We start from the raw sequence: 12,554 nt of genomic DNA on the forward strand, positions 1-12,554 counted from the left end.
TATGGCTGCGAGCGAACGCACAATTACATGGCAGTTTTGGGCGGGGTTGAGTTTTTTCGCAGTCGTGGTGATCGGCACCTTAGCGGGCATTGGGTGGTTGTACTACACCGCCATGGACGCTCAGGAAGTACCGTTAAAGCGACTGGTGGTGCAAGGCGAGTTGCAGTATGTAACGCCAGCAGATGTGCGCACCACCTTGTTAGGCGAACCGCTGGGGAGTTTTTTCTCAGCCGACGTGAATGAAATACGGGCACGCATAGAAGCTATGCCTTGGGTCGCACAAGCGTCGGTGCGCAAGGAATGGCCGGATATTTTGAAAGTGTTTTTGGTCGAGCAGAAGCCGCTTGCCCATTGGAATGCGAACCAGCGCGATGACGCGTTGGTGAACCAAGCAGGTGAGGTGTTTTACGCCGACAAGTCAGTACTGGAACAGAGTTTGCCGTACTTGTCGGGCCCCGAACACGCCATAGCTGAAGTGGTGCAGCAATACCGCAACACCAGCGAGCTACTTGGTTTGAATGGTTTTCAGGTACAGCAGTTGGAGTTAAGCGAACGTTTTGCGGTGGAGCTGGTTTTGCAAAATGGTTTGCAACTGCGGTTAGGGCGCGAAGCCTTATTAGAACGGATACAGCGATTTATTGATTTGTATCCGCAGTTAGAAAAGCACAAAGAGTTGCCGCTGGAGTCAGTGGATTTGCGTTACGACACCGGTGTTGCGGTGCGCTGGCGCAGTAAAGAAGAAGTTGCAGCAGAACAACAACAAGAGAGTTAAAAGGCATGTCAAAAGCAACAGAGCGGAATATGGTCGTTGGCTTGGATATCGGCACCAGCAAAGTGGTGGCGCTGATTGGCGAGCTCATGCCTGACGGCGAGATTAGCGTAATTGGCGTTGGCGCAGCCGCAGCGCGTGGCATGGACAAAGGCGGCGTGAATGACTTGAACCTGGTGGTGCAGTCAATTCAACGCGCGGTAGAAGAAGCCGAGTTGATGGCCGACTGTCGCATCGCTTCGGTTTATTTGAATATTTCTGGTCGTCATATCGCCTGTCAAAACGAAAGTGGCATGGTGCCGATCAACGAAGCAGAAGTGACGCAAGACGATGTTGATAGCGTGATTCATGCCGCTAAATCGGTACCTATTGCGCAAGAACGCCGCATTTTACATGTGTTACCGCAAGAATTTGTCATCGACTCGCAAGAAAGCATCAAAAGTCCGATTGGCATGTCTGGCGTGCGCATGGAAGCCAAAGTACACATCGTCACCTGCGCTAATGACATGGCTAAAAATATCGAGAAGGCCGTTGAGCGTTGTGGCTTGAGTGTCGACCGTTTGATTTTCTCCGCACTGGCTTCGAGCCACTCGGTGCTGACTGATGATGAGAAAGACTTAGGTGTGGCGTTGGTCGATATGGGCGCCGGCACCATTGATATTTGTATTTATACCGGTGGGGTACTACGCCACACCGCGGTGATTCCAGCGGCGGGTAACCAAGTGACCAGTGATATTGCGAAGATCTTCCGTACCCCGCTGAATCACGCTGAAGAAATTAAAACCAAGTATGCCTGCGCGCTGTGCCAATTGGTCAGTAAAGACGACAACATCGAAGTGCCATCGGTAGGTGGGCGTCCATCGCGGGTGATGCAGCGGCATATCTTGGCTGAGGTGGTAGAGCCACGCTACCAAGAATTGTTCGAATTGATTCGTGAAGAAATCCAGCAAAGTGGCTTAGATGAGCAAATTGCCGCAGGTATCGTGTTAACCGGTGGTTGTGGTCGCATGGAAGGTGCCATTGAATTTGCCGAAGAAATTTTTCAGATGCCAGTTCGCTTAGGCGAGCCGTTGGGTATGCACGGTTTGAGTGATTACGTGCAAGATCCAACCTATGCCACGGCGGTCGGTTTGCTGCGCTACGGCCAGCAAGACATACAATCGCGCCAAGAAGAAGCGCGAGACAATAACGTCATCGGTATGTGGAAACGCGTGCACGGTTGGTTTAAAGGTGAATTCTAAGTAAATCAACGCTTTGGAAAAGTTTTTTGGGGTAGTACAATAAGCAGGTAAAAGGAGAAACAACATGTCTGAAGTATTCGAAGTACTTGACAATTTTGACAGCGATGCAGTCATTAAAGTGATCGGTGTAGGTGGTGGCGGTGGTAACGCCGTGAAGCACATGATCAGCGAATCTATTGAGGGTGTGCAGTTTTTGGCTGCCAACACCGATGCGCAGTCATTGCGTAACCATGGTGCCCACGTGACCATTCAATTAGGCAACGACATCACCAAAGGACTCGGTGCTGGCGCGAATCCTGATATCGGTCGTCAAGCCGCAGAAGAGTCGCGCGAAGAGATCAAGAAGCACCTAGAAGGTGCGGATATGATTTTCATCGCTGCAGGTATGGGCGGTGGTACCGGTACCGGTGCTGCGCCAGTGGTTGCGGAAGTTGCGCGTGAACTCGGCATCTTAACCGTGGCCGTGGTCACCAAGCCGTTCCCATTTGAAGGGCGCAAGCGGATGGCAGTTGCCGACGAAGGTATCGCGCAATTGGGGCGTTTCGTTGACTCGCTGATCACCATTCCAAACGAAAAACTGTTGAAGGTCTTAGGCAAGGGCACCAGCTTGCTGGACGCCTTTAGTGCTGCCAATAACGTATTGCTTGGCGCGGTGCAAGGTATTGCCGATTTGATCACCCGTACTGGTTTGATCAACGTCGACTTTGCCGACGTGCGTGCGGTCATGCGTGAAATGGGTACCGCGATGATGGGTACCGGTGTTGCGCGCGGTGAAGAACGAGCGCAAGAAGCCGCAGAGATGGCAATCAACAGTCCACTGTTGGAAGACATCGATCTTTCTGGCGCCCGTGGCGTACTAGTGAACATTACCGCTGGTATGGACATGAGCATCGACGAGTTTGAAACCGTTGGTAGTACCGTGAAAGCTTTTGCCGCTGAAAACGCGACCGTTATCGTCGGTACCGTTATCGACCCAGATATGTCTGAAGAGATGCGCGTCACCGTAGTTGCCACCGGTATTGGTGCTGAGCGCAAGCCAGACATCTCGCTGGTTAACAACAGCCGCGACAAAGCGCGTGAAACCAGCTACGGTCGTAGTTCTGGTTATCAAGGTGGCGGTGCAGCGACAGCGCGTGTACTTGATAACGAACCAGACGAGCAGGAACAAGAAGAGTACGAAGTACAGCTGGAAAAACCGGCAAGTAAGCCGCAATCGAGCAGTAATAAAGATATGGACTATCTAGACATTCCAGCTTTTTTGCGCCGCCAAGTAGACTAACTTAGCGGCTCAAAAAGTGGGTGTAAAAGCGTAAATTATTCGTAAGCAACTGTACAAAATTGCAGTTTTCGCGAATTTTCGGTAAACTATTGCGCCTTTTACTGGTCAGACAAGATAGTGAGAACGAGACCAAATGATGAAACAACGCACTATTAAACAACCTATTGCGACCACAGGTGTGGGTTTGCATAAGGGTAATAAGGTGAAGTTGACATTGCGCCCTGCGCCGGCGAATACCGGCTTGGTGTTTCGTCGTGTCGATCTGAAACCTGCGGTTGATATTCGTGCCGACGCTGAGTTGGTGCGCGATACCCGTATGTGTACGTGTTTGATCAATGAAGATAACGTGCGTGTTTCGACGGTAGAGCATTTGCTTGCTGCGATTGCCGCAATGGGTATCGACAATCTCATTATCGAAGTTGACAGCCATGAGATTCCAATCATGGACGGTAGCTCGCATCCGTTTATTTACCTGCTCCAGAGTGCGGGCATTGAAGAACAGGGCGCAGCGAAAAAGTTTATCCGAATCAAACAGCCGATTCGTGTCGAAGAAGATGACAAGTGGGCGGAACTACTACCCCATAATGGGTTCCGCATCGACTTTGCCATCGACTTCGACCATCCGGCGATTGCGGACACTAACCAAGTGGTAAGCATGGACTTTAGTACGCACAGCTTTATGAAAGAAATCAGCCGTGCGCGTACTTTTGGTTTCATGAAAGACATCGAATTCTTGCGCGCCAACAATTTAGCCTTAGGCGGCAGCTTCGATAACGCGGTGGTGTTAGATGAGTTCCGCATTTTGAACAGCGATGGTTTGCGTTATGACGATGAGTTCGTCAAGCACAAGATCTTAGATGCTGTAGGCGATTTGTATATGGGTGGTCATGCGATTTTAGGGCATTTACGCGCCTTTAAATCAGGTCACGCTTTGAACAATCAGTTGTTGCGTGCAGTTCTGCAAAATCAAGAAGCTTGGGAATTCGTCACCTTCGAAGACGAAGCCACTGAAGCTCCTATCGCGTTCACCAACACTGCAACGGCGTAACGCTCTCGGCGTTAGCCGCTGTACTTATCTGCTAAAGCTAATAATTGCGACCGCAGCGGCTCTTCACAAAGAGCCGCTTGTTCGCGTAGCTTCTTCACCGTTTCTGACTCGGTAACTAACTCTTTTGGCGTGTTTTTTTGTGGCGCTTTACGTGGTTCTGGGGCGACTGCTTGGCGACTAGGGCGAATGCGCACTTCAAGAGAAGCAACCGCAGGCGTAGCATGAGTTTGAAAATGCGTTATAATGCGCCCTTGCTCGGTTTTTATCCGCTGCCCAATGGCAGCCGAAGAAACCTGAATAATAAGGGACGGTGCGCGAACCGCAATCACCTCGCAGCTCGCTGCGAGCTCAGCTAACGATGTTTCTTGTAAACAGTCGCTAAGTAGCTGTTGCCAGAGCTGATATTGCTCGGTAAAGTCAGCAAATTGTTGTAATTGCTGACTGCCAAAGAGCTGTTGTAAGTGTTTCGGTCGACGGCGCGCCATGATGCTCTACCAAAGTTCCTTTTAGCTAAATTCGTACCTTTTATCGGTAACGAGCAACGAGAGGTTGCATGAGTTTAACAGTCTTCTACAAAGGCTCCAAAGTCAAATTTGCACTACGCTTGAGTCGCCGTCGTACCTTTACTTTGATGGGTATTACGCTAGCGTCGGTGTTGCTATTTTTGCAGCCCTGGCAAGGGTTGATGGGGCTCGATGCTGGCCAAGTACGCGCCAAAATTAGCGCCGAACAAGTGCAGTTAGCCGCGCAAACTGAAGCGGTCAAAGCGATTAAAGTTGAAACCGAAAAAAAGCTCACGGCAATGACCATGCAGTTGGGTGAGATGCGCGCGAAATTGCGTCAACTCGATCAAATCAGTGAACGTCTCGCCGGTGTCGCAGATATCCCAGCTGATGAATTCACCAGTGATCCTGAACTCGAGTATATCGGTGGCCCTGAAGCTTCCATTTTAGAGGCGCCAGAAGTTGCTGCTGGTGATGTTGTCGGTGAGCTTGATGCTTTACTTGCGCAACTCGAAGAGAAACAAAATCAACTGACCGTACTTGAATCTGTGCTGATGAGTCATCATATCTCAGCAGAGAGCTACGTTGCTGGGCGCCCGGTTGAAGGTGGTTGGTTAAGTTCACACTACGGTGTGCGCAAAGACCCGTTTAACGGCTCACCGACCATGCACCACGGTATCGACTTTGCCAACTTAGAAGAAAATGCCGCGGTGATAGCGACAGGTGCTGGTGTCGTCACTTGGGCCGGCGAGCGCTATGGTTACGGTTTATTGGTCGAAATTGACCACGGCGGCGGCCTGAAAACCCGTTATGGGCACAGTGAAAAGTTATTAGTTGAAGCGGGTGATGTGGTCACTCGTGGGCAAAAAATTGCCATTCTAGGTAGCACGGGACGCTCCACCGGGCCGCACGTGCATTATGAAGTATTACGCAATGGGCGCCAGATTGACCCGCGCAAATATGTGTATCGCGAAGCGCAGTAGCGCTTCGTAGTCATTCTAAAACAGGTAAAATAATCTCATGTTAGGTAGTCTTTTCCGCAAAGTATTCGGTAGTCGCAATGACCGCATCCTGAAAGGCTTGCAAAAAAAGGTCCACGCGATTAACGCCCTCGAGCCCGAGTTTGAAGCACTCAGCGACAGCGAACTCCAACAAAAAACAGTCGAGTTCAAACAAAGGTTAGCGAATGGCGAAACATTAGATGACATTTTGGTAGAAGCTTTTGCCACTGTGCGTGAAGCAAGTAAGCGCGTGTTCAATATGCGCCACTTTGATGTGCAGTTGGTGGGCGGTATGATCCTCAACGACAACCGCATTGCCGAAATGCGTACCGGTGAAGGTAAAACACTAACGGCGACCTTACCGGCTTATTTGAATGCGTTGACCGGTGATGGCGTGCACATCGTAACGGTGAACGATTATTTGGCGCGCCGTGATGCCGAGACCAATCGTCCATTGTTTGAATTTTTGGGTATGACGGTTGCCTTCAATATTCCTGGCATGCCGCATGCAGCTAAGCAAGAAGCATATGCTGCCGATATCACTTACGGTACCAATAACGAGTTTGGCTTTGATTACCTGCGTGACAACATGGCGTTCTCACCAAAAGAGCGGGTGCAGCGCAAACTCGCTTATGCGATTGTCGATGAAGTCGACTCGATTTTGATTGATGAAGCGCGTACCCCGTTGATCATTTCGGGTGCGGCTGAAGACAGCTCTGAGCTGTACATGAAAATGAATGAAATCGTACCGTTGTTGACGCGCGCCGAAGAAGAAGACACCGAAGAAAAACGCGGTGAAGGCGATTTCACCATTGATGAAAAAGCCAAACAATTGCACTTAACTGAAGATGGCCAAGAACATGTCGAAGCCATTTTGAAAGAGCGCGGCATGCTAGGTGAAGATGATTCGTTGTATTCTGCAGCGAACATCACCTTGTTGCACCACGTCAATGCGGCGTTACGCGCCCATCACCTGTTTACCAAAGACGTTGATTACATTGTCAAAGATAACCAAATCATCATCGTTGACGAACACACCGGCCGGACTATGGAAGGCCGTCGTTGGTCGGAAGGCTTGCACCAAGCCATGGAAGCCAAAGAAGGTGTGAAGATTCAAAACGAAAACCAAACTTTGGCGTCGATCACTTTCCAGAACTACTTCCGTCTGTACAACAAGCTCGCCGGTATGACGGGTACTGCGGACACCGAAGCGTTCGAGTTCCAGTCCATTTATGGCTTGGAAACTGTGGTCATTCCGACCAATAAGCCAATGATCCGGGATGACCGTCCAGACTTGATTTTCATTACCGCGCAAGAGAAATATGAAGCCATTGTTGCCGACATTGAAGAGTGTCGCGCCAAAATGCAGCCAGTGTTGGTGGGTACTATTTCGATTGAAAGTTCCGAGTTGCTATCGAATTTCTTGAAGAAGAAAAAGATCCCGCACAATGTTTTGAACGCCAAGTTCCACGCTAAAGAAGCCGACATCGTTGCGCAAGCTGGTCTGCCAGGTGCAGTTACCATTGCCACCAACATGGCTGGTCGTGGTACCGACATCGTGCTTGGTGGTAACTTACAAAGTGAAATTGAGAAGCTCGAAGACCCATCACCAGCAGTGATCGAGCAAGTGAAAGCAGCATGGCAGAAGCGTCACGATGAGGTCATTGCGGCTGGCGGCTTGCACATTATCGGTACTGAACGCCACGAGTCGCGTCGTATCGACAATCAGTTACGGGGTCGTTCGGGTCGTCAAGGTGACCCAGGCTCGTCGCGTTTCTATTTGTCACTAGAAGACAGCTTGATGCGCATCTTTGCCTCAGACCGCATGGCTGGCTTGATGAAGCGCCTGGGTATGAAGCGCGGTGAAGCAATTGAACACCCTTGGGTGACGCGCGCCATCGAAAACGCGCAGCGTAAGGTCGAAGGACGTAACTTTGACGTGCGTAAAGCCTTGCTTGAATTCGATGACGTTGCCAACGACCAGCGCAAAGTTGTGTATGAGCAGCGCAATGAATTGCTTGATGAAGGCGATATTTCCGAAACCATTAAAGTCATTCGTGGCGATGTGATTGAAACCGTACTCAACGAGTATATTCCGCCACAATCTCTGGTTGAGATGTGGAACATTGAAGGTCTTGAAGAGCGTTTACGCTCGGACTTCGATTTGCCATTACCGATTCAGAAGTGGTTGGATGAGGACGACAAGCTGCACGAAGAGATCCTGCGCGAGCGGATCCAAGAAGAGCTCGAAAAAGCTTATGCGGCGAAAGAAGAGCAGGTCGGTGAACAAGTGCTGCGCCAGTTTGAAAAAGCCATCATGTTGCAAAGTCTTGACCAGCACTGGAAAGAGCACTTGGCCGCGATGGACCACCTGCGTCAAGGTATTAACCTGCGTAGCTATGCGCAGAAAAACCCGCGTCAAGAGTATAAGCGCGAAGCATTTGAGTTGTTTGCCGATATGCTCGAAGCCTTGAAGCTCGATGTTGTGACCATTCTCAGCAAAGTGCGTGTGCGCGCTGAAGAAGACGTCGAAGCGGTGGAACGCAAGCGTCGTGAAGAAGCCGAGCGTTTAGCCCAACGTCAGCAGTATCAGCACGAAGGCGCAAGCACCAGTGGCACCAATGCCACCGCAGCGTCAGCCGCTGCCGCCGATACCGCGCGTGTTGGCCGCAATGAACCCTGCCCATGTGGCTCTGGTAAAAAATATAAGCATTGCCATGGCAAACTCGCCTAAAGCTGTGCATGTCGCCGTTGGCGTGATCAATAACGCCAACGGCGAGATTTTTATCAGCAAACGCCACAAAGATTTACATCAAGGTGACAAGTGGGAGTTTCCCGGCGGCAAAGTTGAAGCTGAAGAAACTGTTTACGATGCTTTGGTGCGTGAATTGCGCGAAGAATGCAATATACAGGTGCAATCAGCTTCGCCGTTGACCGTTATCCACCACAATTATGGCGATAAGCGTGTCGTATTGGACGTCTGGCGGGTTATTTCGTTTAGTGGCGAGATTGCCCAGCGTGAAGGCCAAGAGTGGCGCTGGGTACCCGTTTACGCGTTACAAGCCTACCAATTCCCCGAAGCTAACGAAGCCATTATTGACTTACTGGTTGATTGAGCATCACGGGCACAACGCCACTTCAAACTCGACATCGCTTTCGTAACTTGCTTTACCCTGTTGTGGGGCATTACTCAGAAAACGAATGCTGAAGCGCTGCTTATGGCCACTAATGACAGGGTAGGCGGGAACCGTGGCAGGCACGCGAATTCTCAGTAGGCTCAGTGGCTCGGTGCTTTCTTGCAGCAAACCACCTTCGGCGACCACCCACTGAAATGGGGCTTGGCCGCGCAGTAACTCAAGTTCTAACTCTAAACCGTTGAATAACGCCGAAAACTCGCTCCACCAACGATCGCAGTCGGCACTGCGCTTTTGCTGCGACTGGTGCAGCCAAAAATGCAGTTGCGGCACGTCGAAATTACAGGTGCCGCCGGGCATACCAAAGCGCTGCCGAGTGACGCTTAACAAGCGGTCTTGTTTTAACGCACTACCAATTCGCGTCATTGCTTGAATCGCGGTGTAAGCCTGTTGTACGCGCTCGTTTAACTCAGCCACCTGTTGCTGATTGACATCAGGGTGCTGCGCCCACACTTTCAACTGGGCACGACGGCGGTCGAGGTCTTTTTGTACATCGGTGCGTACATCACTGCGCTCGCACAGCTCTAGAATCGCGAACAGTGCATCGAAATAACGCGAATAGTTAGTGGCATCGACCTCGTTGTTGGGTTTGAGTAATTGCTTGAGGTGTTCAAGGCGCAGGTAAGTACGTACCCGTTCATGTAACGGGTATTCGTAATCGATTGTTTCATTTGGGCTTGTTGCCCTCATAGGCGCGCTCATTGGCTCTATCATAGCGGCTTCTTCAACGGTTGCAACGCTTGCGAACATATCCGCTTGATAGCTCATCTCATGCATCCCGCCGTTGGTCGTGCGCGAGCGTCAGATAACGAGCGTGCAAGGCGGCGACTTGCGCAGGCAACAGCGCGATGTCACCGTCATTATTGATGACATCGTCTGCTGCATCTAACCGCTGTTGGCGGGTCGCTTGGGCTGCCATAATTTGCTCTACTTGGTCCTTAGTGGTGTGCCTAGTTACCTTATCGCGTTGTAGAGTTCGCGTGCGCTGTGTGTCTTCACTTACATCTACGACTAGCACACGGTCACATAGTTCCGTAAGTTTGTTCTCAACGAGTAAAGGCGCCGACAAAATCACATAAGGAGACTGGGCACTGTGCAGTTGGGCGAGAATTTCTTGGCGAATGAGAGGATGTGTCAGCTGATTCAACCATTGTTTCTCAGCAGGGTCACTAAATACTCTAGCGCGCAACCACGCGCGATTGAGCGTACCGTCGGCTTGTAAGGCGGCTTGGCCGAAGTGCGCTTTGACAGCATCAAGGGCTGCCGAGCCAGGATCCATAATATGACGCGCTATCACATCGGCATCGACCACAGTGATACCATGCGCTGCGAAGAGATCAGAGACGGTTGTTTTGCCCGAACCTATGCCACCTGTTAAGCCCAACACCCACATTAGATGCGCACCAGCCCCCAATACCAGTTCAGCAGTTGTTCGCCCCAAATCAGCGCAATCACGCCACCACAAATCAAAAACGGACCGAAGGGAATCGGTTGGCCGCGCTTGTTGCGTTGAATGAGTTGTAGTGCAATACCAATAACTGCGCCACTGAACGCCGAGGCAATGACGATAGTCGGCAATTGCTGGTAACCGGTCCAGGCCGCCAGCGCTGCCAACAACTTGAAGTCACCATAGCCCATGCCTTCTTTGCCGGTCAGCAATTTGAAAGCCCAATATACCGACCATAAGAACAAATACCCACCAATGGCGCCAATGACGGCATCATGCAGGCTGACAGGGCCACCATACCAAGCTACAAAAAGGCCAAGCCAGAGCACCACATAGTTGAGGTTATCGGGCAGCAGCATGTGGTCATAATCAATGAAAAACAGCACAATGAGAAGTGCCGCAAACACCATGTAGTATAGGGTCGGGAAGCCAAACCCGAAGAACCAAGCAATACTCGCGAAGGTCACGCCGGTAAGTATTTCAATCGCCGGATAGCGCCCAGAAATCGGTTGCTGACAGTTCCGACACTTGGCCCTAAGCAGGAGCCAACTGACCACCGGAATATTGTCGTACCATTTAATCGCGTGTTTGCACTTGGGACAGTGTGAACCGGGCGTAGCGATGTTAAACACCGGCTGCTGGTCGAGCTCTTTTTGTGCTTTGGTATCTTCGGTGTAAACCGCGCAATCGCGTCGCCATTGCTGTTGGAGCATCACCGGCAAGCGGCCAATCACCACATTCAAAAAGCTACCCACCACTAGCCCTAGCACCAAAGCGAGCGACAAAGTAAGGGCGCTGTACGCTGGGTACAGTTCGTAAATTGTGTCTAACATTTTATCCCACCACGGCGCCGAGGTTGAAGATAGGCAAGTACATGGCGACGATAAGGCCACCGACTAAGATGCCAATGACCACCATGATCATAGGTTCGAGCAAGGCGGTGAGGTTGTCGACTAAGTCATCGACTTCGCGCTCAAACACATCGGCCACTTTAGCCAGCATTTCATCGAGTGAACCGGATTCCTCACCTATATAGACCATTTGCGTGGCCATGGTCGGGAAGACGTCAGCGTTGATCATCGCCGTGTTCATCTGCATACCCGAGGTAACGTCGTCGCGCACACGTAAAATGGCATCGCGATACACCGAGTTCCCCGAGGCGCCTGCCGCAGAATCCAGTGCGCTAATCAGCGGTACACCGGCGGCAAAAGTCGTCGACAGGGTACGAGCGAAACGCGCTACCGCCGCTTTGTTGAGGATCATGCCGATGACCGGGATTTTTAGAGAAAAGGCTTGGACTCTATCCCTAAATTTTTCGTTGTAGGTCATACTACGCAGGAACAAGAAAATTGCAGCAATAAAGCCGGCGATAATGTAAATCGCATACGCTTGTACCAACTCAGATAGGTTCACCACAAACTGCGTCATTGCCGGCAATTCGGCACCGAAATCGGCAAACACAGACTCGAACTGCGGTACCACATACACGAGCAAAATCATGGTGACGACAATCGCAACTACTATGACTGCTGACGGATAAACCAGCGCCTTTTTGATTTTCGCTTTCAGTGCTTCGGATTTTTCTCGGTAGGTCGCGATACGATCATAAATTGACTCGAGCGAGCCCGACTGTTCACCTGAATCGACCAAGTCACAGTAGAGCTGGTCGAATACGCCAGGATGTTTGCGCAGAGAAGCGGCTAGAGGTGAACCTGAACCGACATCGTCGGCAATGGTCAGCATGAGGTTACGTACTTTAACGTGGTCGGTGCCGCGTGCGACCATCTCGAGGCTTTGCAATAAAGGTACGCCGGCCTCAAGCATAGTGGCGATTTGTCGCGTGAACAGCGCAATATCGGCGCCTTTGATTTTTTTATGGCCAAGGAGAGGTTTAGCTTTTTTCTTAACTGAGCGCGGGTTGATGCCTTGGTCGCGAAGTTTGGTACGAACTTCCTTTTCGCTGTCGCCGCGAATAATACCCTTGACCTTTTGGCCGCGTTTATTCAGCCCTTGCCATTGAAACTCACTGAAGTCGTCTACTTTTTTTGATTTTTTTGCTGCAGTAGCCATAG

12 protein-coding genes are annotated in these 12,554 nt (G+C 50.9%); 7 read left to right on the forward strand and 5 right to left on the reverse strand.

From position 1 onward, the window contains the following. Position 1: 1 nt before the first annotated feature. The 4 genes from IDAT_RS05005 (at position 2) to lpxC (ending at position 4,337) form a co-directional block, all read left to right on the forward strand. Entirely contained in the window at positions 2 to 772 is a 771-nt protein-coding gene (locus IDAT_RS05005) for a cell division protein FtsQ/DivIB (protein ID WP_034731346.1), read from the forward strand. Between the two features lie 5 nt (positions 773 to 777). Continuing rightward, complete coding sequence (gene ftsA, locus IDAT_RS05010) at positions 778 to 2,010, forward strand: cell division protein FtsA (protein ID WP_034731349.1); 1,233 nt, start codon at positions 778 to 780, stop codon at positions 2,008 to 2,010. Between the two features lie 64 nt (positions 2,011 to 2,074). Next, positions 2,075 to 3,289, forward strand: coding sequence for a cell division protein FtsZ (gene ftsZ / locus IDAT_RS05015; protein WP_034731352.1), 1,215 nt, complete (start codon positions 2,075 to 2,077; stop codon positions 3,287 to 3,289). A gap of 133 nt (positions 3,290 to 3,422) precedes the next feature. Continuing rightward, positions 3,423 to 4,337: a UDP-3-O-acyl-N-acetylglucosamine deacetylase gene (gene lpxC, locus IDAT_RS05020; protein ID WP_034731354.1), complete on the forward strand. Its 915-nt coding sequence runs from the start codon at positions 3,423 to 3,425 to the stop codon at positions 4,335 to 4,337. 11 nt (positions 4,338 to 4,348) lie between these two features. Here the strand turns inward: lpxC and IDAT_RS05025 are convergent, their stop codons facing one another. After that, positions 4,349 to 4,822, reverse strand: a complete 474-nt coding sequence (locus tag IDAT_RS05025; protein ID WP_034731357.1) for a DciA family protein — start codon at positions 4,820 to 4,822, stop codon at positions 4,349 to 4,351. Positions 4,823 to 4,890: 68 nt separating this feature from the next. Between IDAT_RS05025 and IDAT_RS05030 the strand changes: the two genes are divergently transcribed. Genes IDAT_RS05030 through mutT form a run of 3 tightly spaced genes read left to right on the forward strand, consistent with a single transcriptional unit; the run spans position 4,891 to position 8,957 of the window. Further along, a complete protein-coding gene (locus IDAT_RS05030) occupies positions 4,891 to 5,823 on the forward strand; it encodes a M23 family metallopeptidase (protein ID WP_034731368.1) in 933 nt (310 codons plus the stop codon). Between the two features lie 37 nt (positions 5,824 to 5,860). Continuing rightward, positions 5,861 to 8,575 (forward strand): preprotein translocase subunit SecA, encoded by a 2,715-nt coding sequence (secA, locus tag IDAT_RS05035; RefSeq protein WP_034731370.1) that lies wholly within the window; start codon positions 5,861 to 5,863, stop codon positions 8,573 to 8,575. Further along, positions 8,559 to 8,957, forward strand: coding sequence for an 8-oxo-dGTP diphosphatase MutT (mutT, locus tag IDAT_RS05040; protein WP_034731372.1), 399 nt, complete (start codon positions 8,559 to 8,561; stop codon positions 8,955 to 8,957). The genes secA and mutT overlap by 17 nt, the downstream gene beginning before the upstream one ends. Positions 8,958 to 8,960: 3 nt before the next feature. On the opposite strand, the gene zapD is transcribed toward mutT, so the two are convergent. The 4 genes from zapD to IDAT_RS05060 are packed head-to-tail and all read right to left on the reverse strand — an operon-like array spanning position 8,961 to position 12,552. Beyond that, on the reverse strand, positions 8,961 to 9,803 hold the full coding sequence (zapD, locus tag IDAT_RS05045; RefSeq protein ID WP_051986594.1) for a cell division protein ZapD: 843 nt from the start codon (positions 9,801 to 9,803) through the stop codon (positions 8,961 to 8,963). Position 9,804: 1 nt separating this feature from the next. Next, complete coding sequence (coaE, locus tag IDAT_RS05050; protein WP_034731375.1) at positions 9,805 to 10,428, reverse strand: dephospho-CoA kinase; 624 nt, start codon at positions 10,426 to 10,428, stop codon at positions 9,805 to 9,807. Further along, the gene (locus tag IDAT_RS05055) at positions 10,428 to 11,315 is read right to left on the reverse strand and encodes a prepilin peptidase (RefSeq protein ID WP_034731377.1); all 888 of its coding nucleotides are present in this window, start codon (positions 11,313 to 11,315) and stop codon (positions 10,428 to 10,430) included. The genes coaE and IDAT_RS05055 overlap by 1 nt, the downstream gene beginning before the upstream one ends. Before the next feature lies 1 nt (position 11,316). After that, complete coding sequence (locus IDAT_RS05060) at positions 11,317 to 12,552, reverse strand: type II secretion system F family protein (RefSeq protein WP_034731383.1); 1,236 nt, start codon at positions 12,550 to 12,552, stop codon at positions 11,317 to 11,319. Positions 12,553 to 12,554: the final 2 nt, after the last annotated feature.

The sequence above is a fragment of the Pseudidiomarina atlantica genome (genome assembly GCF_000753735.1).
GTDB classification, from domain to species: domain Bacteria; phylum Pseudomonadota; class Gammaproteobacteria; order Enterobacterales; family Alteromonadaceae; genus Pseudidiomarina; species Pseudidiomarina atlantica.